Raw genomic sequence first — 16633 nt, 5'->3', positions numbered from 1 at the left:
ACCCACAGCCTCCCGCGCCCCGCACCCCCCAGGGGCGAACACGCGCCCGCGCGGGAGGCCACTCTCATCGAGCACCCCACGTCAAGGGACGGATACTCCCCGTAGGGGTCGAGGGCTTAGGCTGTGGCGAGGTGGAGGGGAGGTCCGGCCATGACGTCGGAAGCCAGGATCCTCATCGTCGACGACCACAAGGACACGCTGTACGCGCTGGAGAGCGCGCTCACCCCGCTCGGCCACCCACTGGCCCGCGCGACCAGCGGCGACGAGGCGCTCAAACAGGTACTGCGCGGCGGGATCGCCCTCCTGCTGCTCGACGTACGCACACCCGACGCCGAAGAACTCGACGTCGTCCGCTACCTGCGCCGACTGGAACAGACCCAGCACATCCCCGTCCTGCTCCTCACCGGCCTCGACCCCGACCACGAACTCACCGGCGCCGCCTTCGCACTCGGCGTCGCCGACCTCCTCGTCAAACCCATCGACCCCTGGGCCCTACGCACCAAGGTCCGCTACCTCTACGACACCCACCAGCGCCACCACGCCCTGGAACAAGAGGTCCGCACCCTCCGCGCCCGCCTCAACGCCACCCCCGACCCCACCACCCCAGACCTCCGCACCACCCCCGACCTCCGCAGCGCCCCCACCCGCCCCGGCCGCGTCCCCCTCCAACGCGACACCGACATCCCCAGAGCCACCTCCGCCTGACCGCCCCACCCCCCGCCCCAGAACGCACCCGCACCGCCCGTCCGACCCCCGACGTCCGGACACCCCCCAGCCCCGACGACGGCCCCGCCGCACGGAAACCACGCGTACACACCCCGGCACGGAACGCTCGCACACAGACGGCACATACGTCACGAACCGAGCGCGACCCCGGCTGCCCCTGTGCGCCACCCGAGCCATCGGGCAGCATGGCCTGCATGTCCGTTCTCACGCGCGACGAAGCGCAGACCCGTGCACAGCTCCTCGACGTCCAGCGGTACACGATCGACCTCGATCTGACCACCGGAGACGAGACCTTCGACTCCCGCACCGTGATCACGTTCAGCGCACGCACGGCCGCGGACACCTTCATCGAAGTCAAGCCCGCCGAGCTGCGAGCGGTCACCCTCGACGGACACCCCCTCGACCCCGCAGACCTCGTGGACAACCGCCTGCCCCTGAAAAACCTCACCCCCGGCGACCACGAACTGACCCTCGACGCCACCATGCACTACTCCCGCACCGGCGAAGGCATGCACCGCTTCACCGACCCCACCGACGGCGAAACCTACGCCTACACCCAACTGTTCCTCGACAACACCCAACGCGTCTTCGCCGCCTTCGACCAGCCCGACCTCAAAGCCGTCTTCGACCTCACCGTGACCGCCCCCGACGGCTGGACCGTCCTCACCAACACCACCACCACACCCCACGACGACGGCCGCTGGCACACCACCCCCACCCCACCGATCTCCACCTACCTCGTCGCCGTCGCCGCCGGCCCCTGGCACTCCGTCCGCACCGAACACCGCGGACTCCCCTTCGGCCTCCACTGCCGCCGCTCCCTCGCCCCCCACCTCGACACCGACGCCGACGAACTCCTCGACATCACCCGCCAATGCTTCGACCGCTACCACGAAAAATTCGAGGAACCCTACCCCTTCGACTCCTACGACCAGGCATTCGTCCCCGAATTCAACCCCGGCGCCATGGAGAACCCCGGCCTCGTCACCTTCCGCGACGAATTCATCTACCGCTCCGCCGTCACCGACGCCGAACGCCAGACCCGCGCCATGGTCATCGCCCACGAAATGGCCCACATGTGGTTCGGCGACCTCGTCACCCTCACCTGGTGGGACGACATCTGGCTCAACGAGTCCTTCGCCGAATACATGGGCTACCAAACCCTCATCGAAGCCACCCGCTTCACCGACACCTGGACCGACTTCGCCGTCGTCCGCAAAAGCTGGGGCTACGACGCCGACCAACGCCCCTCCACCCACCCCGTCGCCCCCGACGCCGTCGACGACACCGCCACCGCCCTCCTCAACTTCGACGGCATCTCCTACGCCAAAGGCGCCTCCGCCCTACGCCAACTCGTCACCTGGCTCGGCGAAAAAGACTTCCTCGCCGGCATCAACACCCACATCGCCCGCCACAAATTCGCCAACGCCACCCTCGCCGACTTCATCGACTCCCTCGCCCACACCACCGAACGCGACGTCCACACCTGGGCCGACACCTGGCTGCGCACCACCGGCGTCGACACCCTCACCCCCCACATCACCCGCGGCACCGGCGGCCAGTGCACCCTCACCGTCGACCACACCGGCAACCGCCCCCACCGCATCGCCATCGGCCTCTACGACCTCGACCACACCGACGACAACGGCCACCTCGCCCTACGCGACCGCCTCGACCTCGACCTCCCCCACCCCGACCCCACCCCCATCGGCAAACGCCCCACACTCCTCGTCCCCAACGACAGCGACCTCACCTACGCCAAAATCCGCTTCGACCCCGAAACCACCACCGCCCTCCACACCCACCTCTCCGGACTCCCCACCCCCCTCACCCGCGCCGTCGTCTGGAACGCCCTACGCGACACCGTCCGCGACGGCGAACTCCCCCCCACCACCTACCTCGACACCGCCCGCGCCCACCTGCCCCGCGAAACCGACCTCTCCCTCGTCCACGGCGTCCTCACCTTCGCCACCCAACAGATCACCAACCGCTACCTCACCCCCCAAACCCGCCCCCACGCCCTCACCACCCTCGCCGCCCTCTGCCGCGACCTCATCCGCCGCACCGAGGACGGCACCCACCCCGGACTACGACTCATCGCCGTACGCCACCTCATCGACGTCACCACCCGCCCCGACACCCTCACCGCCTGGCTCGCCGACGACAGCGTCCCCGGCGGCCCCGAACTCGACCCCGAACTACGCTGGCGCATCCTCACCCGACTCGCCGTCCTCGGCGCCACCGACGACACCGCCATCACCGCCGAACTCGCCACCGACCCCAGCGCCACCGGCCGCGAAGCCGCCGCCCGCTGCCGCGCCGCCCTCCCCGACCCCGACACCAAACACACCGCCTGGCACGCCATGTTCACCGACGACAACCTCTCCAACTACCACTTCACCGCCACCGCCCAAGGCTTCTGGCAACCCGAACAAGCCGACCTCCTCCGCCCCTACGTCACCCGCTACTACGACGACGCCACCGCCCTCGCCGCCCGCCGCGGCCCCGCCCTCGCCGAAGCCGCCGGACGCTGGGCCTTCCCCACCCACGCCGTCGACACCCAAACCCTCCACCTCGGCCGGACCTGCCTCGCCGAAGCCGACCCCACCCCCGCACTCCGCCGCAAACTCATCGACCAACTCGACGACCTCGAACGAGCCCTCACCGTACGGAAAGCCACCACCACCCCCACCTGACCCCACCACCCCCCAACCACCACCAAGCCCACCCCCGCCTGACCCCACCACCACCAGGCCCACCCCGGGGGCTGCCACACGCCACCCCAGCCCACCGGCAGCCCCCGAACCCCCTACCCCCTTTCGGGTTCTCTCCCACCACTTCCCCCACACACCACCCCCACCCCATACACCCTGGAACTCCGCTGACCACGGAGGACCCATGAGCACCCCGCCCCTCGCCTCAGGCCCCGACGGGCCGAACGCGCTGCGGCCACTGCTCCACACCGTCCTCCACGCCCTGGACGACGGACGCCGAGCCCGCGGCGGCCCCCTCCCCGCCGGCGGCCCCACCGCCATCACCACCCGCGTCCGCGACATCGTCGGCGACATCCTCCCCGACCAAGGCGACCCCGACGCCCTACGCGCCCTCGTACAACTCCTCGCCGAAGGCGCCGCCGACCCCGCCGACCCCCTCTGCGCCGCCCACCTCCACTGCCCACCCCTCGCCGTCGCCGCCGCCGCCGACCTCGCCGCCGACATCCTCAACCCCTCCCTCGACTCCTGGGACCAAGCCCCCGCAGCCTCCGCCCTCGAAAACCACGTCACCACCGCCCTCGCCCACACCACCGGCGCCGCCGACGCCCTCATCACCACCGGCGGCACCGAATCCAACCTCCTCGCCCTCCTCCTCGCCCGCGAAACCCACGGCCCCACCCTCCGCCTCATCCACGGAGCCAACGCCCACCACTCCCTCCCCCGCGCCGCCTGGCTCCTCGGACTACCCGAACCCATCATCGTCCCCGCCCCCGCCGGCACCCTCGACCCCGTCGCCCTCGACGAAGCCCTCACCACACTCCCCGGCCCCCACCTCGTCGCCGCCACCGCCGGCACCACCGACGCCGGACTCATCGACCCCCTCCCCGACATCGCCGCCCGCTGCCAAACCCACCACACCCGCCTCCACATCGACGCCGCATACGGCGGCGCCCTCCTCTTCAGCGACCGCCACAACACCCTCCTCACCGGAATCGACGCCGCCCACACCGTCACCCTCGACCTCCACAAACTCGGCTGGCAACCCCTCGCCGCAGGCGCCCTCACCATCCGCGACCCCACCGACCTCACCGCCCTCCACCACCACACCAACTACCTCAACGCCCCCGACGACACCGACGCCGGCCTCCCCGACCTACTCAGCCGCTCCCTACGCACCAGCCGCCGCCCCGACGCCCTGAAAATCGCCGTCACCCTCAAAACCCTCGGCCGCACCGGACTCGGCGCCCTCATCGACCAAGTCCTCGACCTCGCCCACCACTTCGCCACCCAGATCGAACAACACCCCCACTTCGAGCTCTACGACCACCCCGTCATCAGCACCGTCCTCTTCCGACCCCACAACGCCACCGACACCACCGTCGCCGCCGTACGCCGCACCCTCCTCCACAACGGCCACGCCGTCCTCGGCCGCGCCCACACCGACGGCCGCCTCTGGCTCAAAGTCACCCTCCTCAACCCCCACACCCGCCCCGCCGACCTGACCACCCTCCTGGAACTGGTGGAAGGAAACACCCCCACATGACCCCCCACACCCCCCGCGACCTCGTCGGCATCGGCATCGGCCCCTTCAACCTCTCCCTCGCCGCCCTCGCCCACCCCCTCACCGAACTCGACACCGTCTTCTACGAACAACGCCCCACCTTCCACTGGCACCCCGGCCTCCTCATCGACGGCGCCACCATCCAAGTCCCCTTCCTCGCCGACCTCGTCACCCTCGCCGACCCCACCAGCCCCTGGACCTTCCTCAACTACCTCAAAACACGCCAACGCCTCTACCCCTTCTACTTCGCCGAACGCTTCCACCTCCACCGCGCCGAATACGACGCCTACTGCCGCTGGGTCGCCGAACACCTCCCCGCACTCCACTTCAACCACCAAGTCGACGCCATCCGCTGGAACCCCGAACACGACCTCTTCGAAGTCGACCACACCCACCTCGACAACAACGGCCAAGCCCAAGCACTCGGCCGCACCTACACCCGCAACATCGTCCTCGGCATCGGCACCGAACCCCACATCCCCGACCCCCTTAAACCCCTCGTCGACGCCCCCACCGTCCCCGTCCTCCACGCCGCCCACTACCTCGACCACCGCGACACCCTGCTCACCGCCGACCACATCACCATCATCGGCACCGGCCAATCAGGCGCCGAAATCTTCCTCGACCTACTCCGCAACCGCCCCCACGGCCGCGAACGCCTCCACTGGCTCGGCCGCACCCAAGCCTTCGCCCCCATGGAGTACTCCAAACTCGGCCTCGAACACTTCACCCCCGACTACACCCACTACTTCCACGCCCTCCCCGAACCCGCCCGCGACCGCCTCATCACCACCCAATGGCAACTCCACAAAGGCATCGACGCCGACACCGCCGCCGCCATCCACGACGAGCTGTACCGCCGCACCCTCCACGGCGGCTGGCCCGACACCGTCCTCACCCCCGGCGTCCACGTCCGCACCGCAGGCCGCATCGCCACCACCAAAATCGAACTCCACCTCGAACACACCCAACAGAACACCCGCACCCGACTCACCACCGACGCCGTCATCCTCGCCACCGGATACCGCGAACGCCCCCTCGACCGCATCCTCGCCGGACTCGACCCCTACCTACGCCGCGACAGCCACAACCGCCCCCGCATCGACACCCACTACCGACTCCTCCTCGACCCCACCATCACCGGCGCCCTCCACGTCCAGAACGCCGAAACCCACACCCACGGCATCGGCACCCCCGACCTCGGACTCGCCGCCTGGCGCAGCGCCACCATCCTCAACGCCCTCACCGGCAAAGACACCTACCCCCTGCCCACCCGCACCGCCTTCACCACCTTCGGCCTCACACCACACCACCCCCACATCCCCGCCGCCCGCACCCCCACCACCCTCACCCCCCTCACCGACGCAACCTGAACCCAACCCAAGACCCCACCCACGAACCACTGACAGAGTGACCCCATGACCACACCCCCCGCCCACCCCTACGGCACCCCCGACGCCCCCCGCATCTCCGTACGCGGCGAAGCCCACCTCGAAGCCGACCCCGAACTCGCCCGCATCGACATCACCATCACCGCCCGAGGCCACGACCGCCGCACCACCCTCCACGACCTCACCACCCGCAACACCACCGCCCTCGACCTCATCAAGTCCTACGGCCCAGCCATCGAACGCATCGAAACCAGCACCCTCACCCTCACCCCCGAACTCGGCAAACGAGGCCGCGGCGAACGCATCCGCACCTACCGCGGCACCGTCCACATCACCACCGCCCTCACCGACTTCACCGCCCTCGGCGAACTCACCACCCGCCTCGCCGACCTCGACCTCACCCGCGTCGACGGCCCCCGATGGTCCCTGCGCCCCGACTCACCCACCCGCCGCCAAGCCCGCAGCGAAGCCGTCCGCGAAGCCGTCCAACGCGCCCGCGAATACGCCGAAGCACTCGACACCACCCTCGCCGCACTCGTCGAACTCGCCGACATCGGCGCCGACACCACCGAACCCGACTACCAACGACCCGCCCACGGCGGAATGCGCAGCGCCGCCTTCGCCACAGACACCGACGAAACCACCCCCACCCTCGACCTCGAACCCAAACGACAGCAGATCTACGCCGCCGTCAACGCCCGCTTCACCATGAATCCCCCAGCCCTCTGACCACCCACCACCCACGCTCATCGGAGCAACTAGCCGCACACACGACGATTGTCAACACCCCCTCACCTAAAGGTTGTTGATTCGAAACCCCCGCCCCAAACCCCCGCCCCAAACCCCTACCCACCAGTAAGCTCTAGGCTCGAACCATGCGCCGAGCGAAGATCGTCTGCACCCTGGGCCCCGCCACCGACACCTACGACCAGATCAAAACCCTGATCGACACCGGAATGGACGTCGCCCGCTTCAACCTCAGCCACGGGACGCACACCGATCACGAAAACCGCTACCACCACGTCCGCAAAGCCGCCGACGAAACCGGCCGCAACATCGGACTCCTCGCCGACCTCCAAGGCCCCAAAATCCGCCTCGGCCGCTTCACCGAAGGCCCCGCCCTCCTCGAACACGGCGACACCTTCACCATCACCACCCACCCCGACACCCCAGGCGACCGCGAACACTGCGGCACCACCTACCACAACCTCGCCACCGACATCACCCCCGGCGAACGCATCCTCATCGACGACGGCAAAGTCACCCTCCAAGTCACCGCCATCGACGGACCCCACATCCACACCACCGTCCTCGAAGGCGGCATCGTCTCCGACCACAAGGGCCTCAACATCCCCGGCACCCCCCTCTCCATCCCCGCCCTCTCCGACAAAGACGAAACCGACCTCCGCTGGGCCCTACGCACCGGATTCGACATCATCGCCCTCTCCTTCGTCCGCAACGGACACGACATCGAACCCGTCCACCGAATCATGGACGAAGAAGGCCGCCGCCTCCCCGTCATCGCCAAAATCGAAAAACCACAAGCCGTCGACGCCATCGAATCCATCGTCGCCGCCTTCGACGGCATCATGGTCGCCCGCGGCGACCTCGGCGTCGAAATGCCCCTCCAACACGTCCCCATCGTCCAAAAACGCGCCATCAAAATCGCCAGACGCAACGCCAAACCCGTCATCGTCGCCACCCAAATGCTCGACTCCATGATCGAGAACTCCCGCCCCACCCGCGCAGAAGCCAGCGACGTCGCCAACGCCATCATCGACGGCACCGACGCCGTCATGCTCTCCGGCGAAACCAGCGTCGGCAAACACCCCATCGAAACCGTCCGCACCATGGCCAAAATCGTCACAGCAGCCGAAGAAGACCTCACCGCACAGGGCCTCCCACCCCTCACCGAACACAACAAACCCCGCACCCAAGGCGGCGCCGTCGCCCGCGCAGCAGCCGAAATGGGCGACTTCCTCGCCGCCAACTACCTCGTCGCCTGCACCCAATCCGGCGACACCGCCCGCCGCCTCTCCCGCTACCGCTCCCCGATCCCCCTCCTCGCCTTCACCCCCGACCCCGCCACCCGCTCCCAACTCAGCCTCACCTGGGGCGTAGAAACCTTCCTCGCCCCCCACGCCGACTCCACCGACACCATGGTCGACCAGGTCGACGAACTCCTCACCCAATACGCACGCTGCGCCGAGGGCGAGACGGTGGTCATCACCGCCGGCTCCCCACCCGGAGTCTCCGGCACGACCAACATGGTGCGCGTGCACCACATCGGCGAATCGTCCGGCTGACCGGGTCAGTACTTGGGGCCGATGTACTGGTCCATGAGGGCGACGGAGGCTTTGCGGGCGATGGAGATGTTGAATGCGCCTCCGCTGCGGGGACAGGCGGTCCACTGGACGCCGAGCGCGTCGAGGACATCGGTGAAGAGGCGTAGGACGTCCTCAGACTTGTTGGTGAAGAAATACCGGGGGTATTCGTAGCGCTTGGTCACCCCGGCGACGACACGGGTCGTCCAGTTGGTGATCCGGCAGCCGTCGGAGTGGATGAGACCTCGGATGAACTCCCAGGGGTTCGCGTCGACGATCTGCTGCTGCCAGGGTTCGAGGACGATGCGACGCTCGTGCTTCTTGCCGGAGGCGTGCTGGGGGAAGAAGCAGGGCCAGTGAACGCTGTAACCGACGACTGAGGTGCAACCCACGGCTTGGACCCGCCAGGATTTGCCACCGGGGCTGATGGCTTCCACTGCGGCAGCGCAGGCATCAATGAGGCCAGGCCAGGAGTCGGCGCAGGCGATGCGTAGAAAGTAGCCCGTCCTCCCCATTCCGGGGCTGACGCATCCGTCGCCGAGATAGAGGCCGAGTAGGTAGCTGTACGTGGCCTGGTCGGCAGGTGGCTCGGGAGTCGGACCGCATAAGCAGCACGGCTGGGGCATCATCCGGGGAAGCGGCGTGATCCGCTCCTGCCAGGATCGGATCGCCGCGCGTGAGATCCCGGTCTGCTTGCTGACGGAGTTCAGGCTGTGCCCCTGCGCTACCAGGGCCAGGGCCCGCTCGCGTGTGCTGATGTCGTACATGTGAGCACTGTGGGTCAGTGATCGCGGCGGCACGCAGGAAAAAGCGGATGTTCACGGGAACGTGGACATCCGCTTACGGTCGGCAACCTTGGAATCCAAGGAAAAGTGCCCCGGGTGGGACTCGAACCCACACTGTATGGTGTTTGAGACCATCGTCTGCTGCCAATTGGACTACCGGGGCCAGGGAATCGAAGGTATTCCTCCACTCCGTGCGAACTACCTTACCGCAGCTAGGTACGCTCTTGTCAGCAGTACCCCTGCCCCTGAACGAGGAGCCCGAGTGACCGCCCCCGAGTCGCCCCAGCCCGTAGACGTGTCCGATGACGACAAGTCGCACGTGCCTCCGATGACGACCCGTGTCGTGATCGCCGAGGACGAGGCACTGATCCGGCTCGATCTCAAAGAGATGCTGGAGGAGGAGGGGTACACGGTCGTCGGTGAGGCCGGCGACGGTGAGGAGGCCGTGGCGCTGGCCCGCGAGCATCGCCCCGATCTGGTGATCCTGGATGTGAAGATGCCGAGGCTCGACGGTATCTCCGCGGCCGAGCGGATCGCCGAGGAGTCGATCGCGCCGGTGTTGATGCTGACCGCGTTCTCGCAGCGTGATCTGGTGGAGCGGGCGCGGGACGCGGGGGCCATGGCGTATCTGGTGAAGCCGTTCAGCAAGAGTGATGTGGTTCCGGCCATTGAGATGGCGGTCTCGCGGTACACGCAGCTGAAGGAGTTGGAGAAGGAGGTCGCGGATCTCGCTCAGCGGCTGGAGACGCGCAAGCTGGTGGATCGTGCGAAGTCGATTCTGCAGACGGAGTACGGTCTGACGGAGCCGAACGCGTTTCGTTGGATCCAGAAGACGTCGATGGATCGTCGGATGTCGATGCAGCAGGTCGCGGAGGCGGTCATCGAGGACGCGGCTGAGAAGAAGGCGGCGAAGGCGGAGAAGAACGAGAAGGGGGAGAAGGGCTGAGGCTCTTTTCCTGATCCGAACGAGGCCCGCGTCCCTGTTTTCAGGGGCGCGGGCCTCGTTGTGGGTGGGGGGTCAGTCTTCGCCGAGGTATGCCTTTCGGACGGATTCGTCGTGGAGGAGGTCCTGGCCGGTGCCGGAGAGGACGATTCGGCCGACTTCCATGACGTGGCCGTGGTCGGCGAGGGAGAGTGCGGCTTGGGCGTTCTGTTCGATGAGCAGGATGGTGGTGCCTTGGGATTTGAGTTCGGAGATGGTTGCCATGATTTTCTGCATCATGATCGGGGAGAGCCCCATGGAGGGTTCGTCGAGCATGAGGAGTTTGGGTTTGGACATGAGGGCCCTGCCCATGGCGAGCATTTGTTGTTCGCCGCCGGAGAGGGTTCCGGCGGCTTGTTTGCGGCGTTCTCCGAGGATGGGGAAGAGGTCGTAGGCGCGTTGGATGTCTTTCTCGATGGCTTCCTTGTCGTTGCGGAGGAAGGCGCCGAGGCGGAGGTTGTCTTCGATCGTCATGCGGGGGAATATGTGCCGTCCCTCGGGGGAGTGGGCGAGTCCCAGTGCGACGATTTTGTGGGCGGGGATTTTGTTGAGGTTCTGGCCTTCGAAGCGGATGTGTCCGGAGAGTGGTTGGAGGAGTCCGGAGAGGGTGCGTAGGGTGGTGGTTTTTCCGGCGCCGTTGGTGCCGATGAGGGTGACGACTTCGCCTGCTGCCACGGTGAATGAGATGCCTTTGACCGCTTCGATCTTGCCGTAGGCGACTCGGAGGTTTTCGACTTCGAGGAGTGCGGTCATTTCGCGTCTCCTTCCGTGGTGCTGTGGGGGTCGGAGGCGTCGGTGGGCTCTTCTGTGTCCTCGGTGCCGGTGCCGGTGCCGGTGCTGGCTGCTTGCGCTTCGGCGGCTTCGACTTCGGCGATTTCGGCGGCGCCGGGGGCTCCTTCGAAGGGGGTGCCGAGGTAGGCGGCGATGACGCGTTCGTCGGACTGGACGACGTCGGCGGTGCCTTCGACGAGTTTTTCGCCTTGGACGAGGACGGCGACGCGGTCGCTGAGGTTCATGATGAACCGGATGTCGTGTTCGATGACGAGGACGGCGATTCCCATGTCCCGGATGGCGAAGACGAGTTCTTCGGTGGCGCGGGTTTCTTGGGGGTTCATGCCGGCGGTGGGTTCGTCGAGGAGGAGCAGGCCGGGGTCGCTGGCGAGGGCTCGGGCGATTTCCAGCTTGCGCTGTTCGCCGTAGGGCAGGTTGCGGGCGAGGTGGTCTGCTTTGGCGGCGAGTCCGGTGAATTCGAGGAGTTCCATGGCGCGGGCGCGGGATGCTTCTTCGGCGCGGTGGAAGCGGGGGAGGCGGAGGAGGGCGGACCAGAGTCCTTCGTTGGTGCGGGTGTGGCGGCCGACGAGCACGTTTTCCAGGACGGTCATGTTGGCGAAGAGTCGGATGTTCTGGAAGGTGCGGGCGATGCCGGCTTGGGTGACGAGGTGGGGTTTGGGTGGGAGGACGGTGCCTTTGTAGGTGACGGTTCCGCTGGTTGGTATGTAGAGGCCGGTGAGGCAGTTGAAGAAGGTGGTTTTTCCGGCGCCGTTGGGTCCGATGAGTCCGACGATTTCTCCGGTGTTGACGGTGAGGTCGACGGAGCGTACGGCGGTGAGGCCGCCGAAGCGCATGGTGACGTCGTTGGCGTCGAGGACGGTGGTGGTTTGGGTGGTTGTGGTGGTCATGTGCGTCACGCCCCTGCCTTGGCGACGCCGGTCGCTCCGTCGGGCAGTGCTGTGCCGTCGGGTACGTCGAGCTGTCCGGTTTCGTGGAACTCCAGTTGTTTGCGGCGGTCGGCGACGAGGCCCTCGGGGCGGAAGCGCATGAGGAGCATGAGGGCGATGCCGAAGAGGAGGAGCTGGTATTCGGCCATGAACTGGAGTTTGGCGGGGATGAGGTAGAGGAGTGCGGCGCCGATGAGGGGGCCGCTGATGGTGCCCATGCCGCCGAGGATGACTGCGGCGAGGAGGAAGGCCGAGTTGGGTGGTACGGAGCCGGCGAATTGGTATTGCTCGGGGGTCACGCTGTAGGAGACGTGGGCTTGGACGGTGCCGGCGAGTCCGGCGAGGGCGGCGCCGAGTGCGAAGGCGAGGAGTTTGAGGCGGAAGCCGTTGATGCCCATGGCGGTGGCGGCGGTTTCGTCTTCGCGGATGGCGACCCAGGCGCGGCCGATGCGGGATTCGGCGGAGCGGCGGAAGACCATGACGACGATGGCGGTGAAGACCAGCATCAGCAGGTAGTAGTTGGCTGAGCGGGTGAGTTCGTGGCCGAGGATGGTGTGGGGGACTCCGAGGTTGAATCCGAAGATCTCCAGGTCGGGGATCTGTGGGATGCCGTTGGAGCCGTTGGTGACGTCGGGGCCGCTGTTGCCGTTGAGGTTGTTCATGGTGATGCGGAAGATTTCGCCGAACCCGAGGGTGACGATGGCGAGGTAGTCGCCGCGCAGTCGGAGGGTGGGGGCGCCGATGACGACGCCGAAGATGAGTGAGGCGGCGGCGCCGGTGAGGACGGCGGCCCAGAAGGGGAATTGGACGCCGATGGTGGAGGAGGGGGAGCCGGATACGAGGGCGGCGGCGTAGGCGCCGACGCCGAGGAAGGCGACGTATCCGAGGTCGAGGAGGCCGGCGAGGCCGACGACGACGTTGAGGCCGAGGGCGACGGTGGCGAAGATCAGGATGTTGGCGCCGATGAGGGCGTATTGGTCGTTGGTCTGGGTGAAGGGGAAGCAGATTGCGGCGACGAGGGCTGCGGTGAGGGTGATGTTGCGGTGTTTTGCGGTGAGGGTGGAGAGTCGTTTGAGGAGTCCGGCGCGGTTGAGGCCGGTGAATCCGAAGGCGGCGGTGATGAGGAAGCCGATGAAGAGTTCGGAGTATTCGGTGCCGATGCCGTAGGCGAAGACGTAGAGTCCGGCGCCGAAGCCGGCGGCGATGATGAGGATTTCGGTCCAGGCGGGGAGGTCCTTGGCGCGGCCGGGGTCGGGGGCGCTGAGGGCGTGCCGGATTCGTTCTTTGAGGGTGGGGGTGGTGTCGGTGGGGTGGGGTTGGTCGGCGGGGAGTCCGAGGGCGCCGATGACGGCGATGAGGGCGCCGGTGCCGGAGGTCCAGGCGCCGGGTTCGAGGTTGACGAGGCCGCCGAGTGTGTCGCTGATGGCGCCGATGGTGTAGCCGGTGGTGCCGAGGACGCCGAGGGCGAGGAGGAGGACGGGGCTGTTGGTGCCGCCGGGGGTGAGCCAGCGTAGTCCTCGTGTTCCGTAGCCGGAGAGGGTGAAGAGGAGGGTGAGGAGGGATCCGGCGAGGGTGAGGATTTGGAGTCCGCCGGGGTAGCCGGTGACGGTGAGGTCGCCGGGGAATTCGGAGGTCCAGGTCCAGGGGAGGAAGGTGCCGGCGAGTGCGATGGTGGTGCCGGCGAGGGTGAGTGCGCGGGCGGTGGTTTCGGGGAGTGGCAGGAGGGGCGGCGCGGTGGTCGCCGGGGCTTTGGTGGTGTGTGTGGTCATGGGTATCACGCCCGATCCGCGACGCGTTCGCCGAGCAGGCCCTGGGGGCGGAAGAGGAGGACGAGGATGAGCAGGCTGAAGGCCCATACGTCCTTCCAGGCGCCGCCGCCGAAGAGGTCCATGCCGGGGATGTCGCCGATGTAGCCGGTGGCGAGGGATTCGGCGACGCCGAGGACGATGCCGCCGAGCATGGCGCCGTAGATGTTGCCGATGCCTCCGAGGACGGCGGCGGTGAAGGCTTTGAGTCCCATGAGGAAGCCCATGCGGAAGCCGACCTGGCCGTTTTTGAGGCCGTAGGCGACGGCGGCGATGGCGGCGAAGGCGGCGCCGATGGCGAAGGCCATGACGATGATGCGGTTGGTGTTGATGCCCATGAGTTTGGCGGTGTCGGGGTCTTGGGCGGTGGCTTGCATGCCGCGTCCGGAGCGGGTCTTGTTGACGAAGACGCCGAGGGCGACCATGCAGAGGGGGGCGGCGATGATGACGAAGAGGTCGCCGCGTTGGATGTTGGCGCCGAAGACGTCGATGGGGCCGCCTTCGAATTGTGGGAAGGGGTGGTCCTTCTTGGCGTCGGGGTACCACATCCATACGGCTTGTTGGAGGACGATGGAGAGTCCGATGGCGGTGATGAGGGGTGCGAGGCGTGGTGCGGTGCGCAGGGGGCGGTAGGCGAACCGTTCCGCTGCTGTGCCGACTGCGACGGAGACGAGGATGCCTCCGATGATCATGAGGGGGACTGCGGCGCCGAGGGCGAAGCCTTCGGGTAGCCAGAGCCATACGGTGAGGGCCCCGAAGCCCCCGACCATGAAGATCTCGCCGTGGGCGAAGTTGATGAGCTGAACGATGCCGTAGACCATCGTGTAGCCGATCGCGATGAGTCCGTACATCGCGCCGAGGATGAGTCCATTGGCCAGCTGTTGCGGCAGTTCGTTCACCGCAGGGCCTCCGTGGGAGTGGTTCGGATATGGCGCCGCGCGGGAGCGCTGTGGGCGCTACCCGCGCGGCCTGGGTCAATGTGTGAGGGAGCTGGTGGCTCGTCCTCTGGTCAGCTCAGCTTGGGGGCTCCGCTGTATTCGGAGGCCCATGCGTTCTTGGTGATCTTGTAGGCGGTCATGGTGGTGTTGGTGGTGTCACCGAATTCGTCGAAGGAGATGGTGCCGGTGACGCCGTCGAACTTGACCTTGCTCATGGCGTCGAGCACGGCCTTGCGGCCGTCGTCCGGGACCTTTCCGTCGTTGCCTTCGACGGCGAGTTTGACGGCTTCGATGATGGACCAGGTGGCGTCGTAGGTGAGGCCGCCGTATGCCTCGTAGGGGTCTTCGAAGCCTTCGGCCTTGTAGTTGTCGATGAACTCCTTGGCGGAGGGGAGTTCCTCGACGGGCTTGCCGACGGAGGTGGCGAGGTCGCCTTCGGCCTTCTTGTTGAGCTTGGGGTACTCGCCGGAGTAGATGCCGTCGCCGCCCATGAGGGGTATGTCGCTGCCGCTGTCCTTGAGCTGCTGGCTCAGGGGGGCGGCGGCGGGGTATTCGCCGCCGTAGTAGAGGGCTTCTGCGCCGGTTTTGTCGACCTTGGCGACGACGGCGTTGAAGTCGCGGTCGTCGGGGTTGACGTTGTCCTCGCCGACGATCTTTCCGCCGAGTTTGGTGAAGTTGGTCTTGAAGGAGGCGGCGAGTCCGGCGCCGTAGGTCTTCTGGTCGCTGATCAGGTAGACCTTCTTGATGCCGGCCTTGGAGTAGAGGTATTCGGCGGCGAAGGCGCCTTGGATCTCGTCCGTGGTGGCGGTGCGGAAGAAGGTTTTGAACTGGCGGACGGAGTCGCCGGTCTTCCAGCCGTCGCCCTGGGTCAGCTCGGTGCCGGTGTTGGCGGGGGAGACCTGGGTGAGGCCGGCGTCGTTGAGGGGCTTCTGCATCTGCTGGGAGACGCTGCTGTTCAGGGGGCCGACGACGCCGAGGACGTCCTTGTTGCTGATGAACTTCTGGGCGTTCTGCTGGCCGACGGAGGGCTGGGCCTGGTCGTCGAGGGCTTCCAGCTCGAATTCGACGCCTTCGACCAGTTCGTCCTTGTTGGCGGTGTCCACGGCGAGCTGGGCGCTGTTGCGGATGCCGAGTCCGAGGGCGGAGAGGTCTCCGGTCAGGGGGGCGTCGACGCCGATGACCACCTTGGTCTTGTCCCCGCCGCCGCTGCCGCTGTTGCCGTCGTCTCGTGATCCGCAGGCAGTGAGTGTCAGTGATCCCGCCGCGAGGGCGGCGGTGATCGCGATGATCGAACGTTGACGCACGAATCAGGTCCTTTCCCTGGCACGGCGGCCCCTGGTGGAACAACGCCGAGTCGAGCGCCGGGTCGAAATGGCTTCGAATCCGAAGGCGCGGTGACTGGCGGTGACTCTAAGCGCGGGCGGGGAACGTGGAGGAGGGTCTGACCAAGGCTGTGACTCTCTTGTTATGACACGACGTAATGCAGAGCGGTACTCGGCGGGCGGAAGCGTGGAATTCCAGCCGATTCGCCCCGTCCACATCGTGAGACTTGCAGGACCACGCCGCTGTCATCAGGAGTGTTCTTGGCATTTGGTAATGTCACTAACTCGTTGCCGCGGGCGACTTGAAGGGCATCCGAGAAGTCCTGCGCATAGCGCTCACCGGGGGAGGAAACCCGCTCCGTTTCAT

13 protein-coding genes and 1 tRNA gene are annotated in these 16633 nt (G+C 67.1%); 7 read left to right on the top strand and 7 right to left on the bottom strand.

Annotation, left to right across the window (positions count from 1 at the left end):
* Window positions 1–150 precede the first annotated feature (150 nt).
* The 6 genes from ACIQNG_RS27700 to pyk all read left to right on the top strand — a co-directional run bounded on the left by ACIQNG_RS27700 (window position 151) and on the right by pyk (window position 8698).
* Complete coding sequence (locus ACIQNG_RS27700) at window positions 151–705, top strand: two-component system response regulator (RefSeq protein ID WP_401488723.1); 555 nt, start codon at window positions 151–153, stop codon at window positions 703–705.
* A gap of 215 nt (window positions 706–920) precedes the next feature.
* Window positions 921–3422 (top strand): aminopeptidase N, encoded by a 2502-nt coding sequence (gene pepN / locus ACIQNG_RS27695; protein WP_401488720.1) that lies wholly within the window; start codon window positions 921–923, stop codon window positions 3420–3422.
* A 202-nt stretch (window positions 3423–3624) separates the two neighbouring features.
* Window positions 3625–4983: a pyridoxal phosphate-dependent decarboxylase family protein gene (locus ACIQNG_RS27690; RefSeq protein ID WP_401488718.1), complete on the top strand. Its 1359-nt coding sequence runs from the start codon at window positions 3625–3627 to the stop codon at window positions 4981–4983.
* Window positions 4980–6374, top strand: coding sequence for a lysine N(6)-hydroxylase/L-ornithine N(5)-oxygenase family protein (locus ACIQNG_RS27685; RefSeq protein ID WP_401488716.1), 1395 nt, complete (start codon window positions 4980–4982; stop codon window positions 6372–6374). The genes ACIQNG_RS27690 and ACIQNG_RS27685 overlap by 4 nt, the downstream gene beginning before the upstream one ends.
* Before the next feature lie 45 nt (window positions 6375–6419).
* Window positions 6420–7121 (top strand): SIMPL domain-containing protein, encoded by a 702-nt coding sequence (locus tag ACIQNG_RS27680; RefSeq protein WP_401427256.1) that lies wholly within the window; start codon window positions 6420–6422, stop codon window positions 7119–7121.
* Window positions 7122–7267: 146 nt separating this feature from the next.
* Entirely contained in the window at window positions 7268–8698 is a 1431-nt protein-coding gene (gene pyk, locus ACIQNG_RS27675) for a pyruvate kinase (protein ID WP_401488714.1), read from the top strand.
* A 5-nt stretch (window positions 8699–8703) separates the two neighbouring features.
* On the opposite strand, the gene ACIQNG_RS27670 is transcribed toward pyk, so the two are convergent.
* Together ACIQNG_RS27670 and ACIQNG_RS27665 are read right to left on the bottom strand one after the other, a co-directional pair.
* On the bottom strand, window positions 8704–9483 hold the full coding sequence (locus ACIQNG_RS27670) for a transcriptional regulator (RefSeq protein WP_401488712.1): 780 nt from the start codon (window positions 9481–9483) through the stop codon (window positions 8704–8706).
* A gap of 106 nt (window positions 9484–9589) precedes the next feature.
* Window positions 9590–9664, bottom strand: a tRNA-Leu gene (locus tag ACIQNG_RS27665).
* 99 nt (window positions 9665–9763) lie between these two features.
* Here ACIQNG_RS27665 and ACIQNG_RS27660 point away from each other — a divergent pair.
* Window positions 9764–10447 carry an ANTAR domain-containing response regulator gene (locus tag ACIQNG_RS27660; protein WP_401427263.1) on the top strand — a complete coding sequence of 228 codons (684 nt, stop codon included), beginning with the start codon at window positions 9764–9766 and terminating at the stop codon, window positions 10445–10447.
* A gap of 72 nt (window positions 10448–10519) precedes the next feature.
* Here the strand turns inward: ACIQNG_RS27660 and ACIQNG_RS27655 are convergent, their stop codons facing one another.
* From ACIQNG_RS27655 to ACIQNG_RS27635, 5 genes are all read right to left on the bottom strand, one after another.
* Window positions 10520–11236, bottom strand: a complete 717-nt coding sequence (locus ACIQNG_RS27655; RefSeq protein WP_401488710.1) for an ABC transporter ATP-binding protein — start codon at window positions 11234–11236, stop codon at window positions 10520–10522.
* Window positions 11233–12162 (bottom strand): ABC transporter ATP-binding protein, encoded by a 930-nt coding sequence (locus ACIQNG_RS27650; protein WP_401488708.1) that lies wholly within the window; start codon window positions 12160–12162, stop codon window positions 11233–11235. Before ACIQNG_RS27650 ends, ACIQNG_RS27655 begins: the two co-directional genes overlap by 4 nt.
* Before the next feature lie 5 nt (window positions 12163–12167).
* Complete coding sequence (locus ACIQNG_RS27645) at window positions 12168–13970, bottom strand: branched-chain amino acid ABC transporter permease (RefSeq protein ID WP_401427270.1); 1803 nt, start codon at window positions 13968–13970, stop codon at window positions 12168–12170.
* Window positions 13971–13975: 5 nt separating this feature from the next.
* Window positions 13976–14905: a branched-chain amino acid ABC transporter permease gene (locus ACIQNG_RS27640; protein ID WP_401427272.1), complete on the bottom strand. Its 930-nt coding sequence runs from the start codon at window positions 14903–14905 to the stop codon at window positions 13976–13978.
* A 110-nt stretch (window positions 14906–15015) separates the two neighbouring features.
* Entirely contained in the window at window positions 15016–16248 is a 1233-nt protein-coding gene (locus ACIQNG_RS27635) for a branched-chain amino acid ABC transporter substrate-binding protein (protein ID WP_401488705.1), read from the bottom strand.
* Window positions 16249–16633 lie beyond the last annotated feature (385 nt).

Source organism: Streptomyces sp. NPDC091377, assembly GCF_044757045.1.
Classification (GTDB): domain Bacteria; phylum Actinomycetota; class Actinomycetes; order Streptomycetales; family Streptomycetaceae; genus Streptomyces.
Note: the sequence above shows the minus strand (reverse complement) of the source record. Positions and strands in the feature narration are given on the sequence as shown.

What these genes read in the sequence shown, in the direction of transcription:
- ACIQNG_RS27680 (WP_401427256.1), top strand. Translation starts at nt 6,420, where the DNA reads ATGACCACACCCCCCGCCCACCCCTACGGCACCCCCGACGCCCCCCGC.
- ACIQNG_RS27655 (WP_401488710.1), bottom strand. Translation starts at nt 11,236, where the DNA reads ATGACCGCACTCCTCGAAGTCGAAAACCTCCGAGTCGCCTACGGCAAG.
- ACIQNG_RS27700 (WP_401488723.1), top strand. Translation starts at nt 151, where the DNA reads ATGACGTCGGAAGCCAGGATCCTCATCGTCGACGACCACAAGGACACG.
- pyk (WP_401488714.1), top strand. Translation starts at nt 7,268, where the DNA reads ATGCGCCGAGCGAAGATCGTCTGCACCCTGGGCCCCGCCACCGACACC.
- ACIQNG_RS27670 (WP_401488712.1), bottom strand. Translation starts at nt 9,483, where the DNA reads ATGTACGACATCAGCACACGCGAGCGGGCCCTGGCCCTGGTAGCGCAG.
- ACIQNG_RS27685 (WP_401488716.1), top strand. Translation starts at nt 4,980, where the DNA reads ATGACCCCCCACACCCCCCGCGACCTCGTCGGCATCGGCATCGGCCCC.
- ACIQNG_RS27645 (WP_401427270.1), bottom strand. Translation starts at nt 13,970, where the DNA reads ATGACCACACACACCACCAAAGCCCCGGCGACCACCGCGCCGCCCCTC.
- ACIQNG_RS27650 (WP_401488708.1), bottom strand. Translation starts at nt 12,162, where the DNA reads ATGACCACCACAACCACCCAAACCACCACCGTCCTCGACGCCAACGAC.
- pepN (WP_401488720.1), top strand. Translation starts at nt 921, where the DNA reads ATGTCCGTTCTCACGCGCGACGAAGCGCAGACCCGTGCACAGCTCCTC.
- ACIQNG_RS27690 (WP_401488718.1), top strand. Translation starts at nt 3,625, where the DNA reads ATGAGCACCCCGCCCCTCGCCTCAGGCCCCGACGGGCCGAACGCGCTG.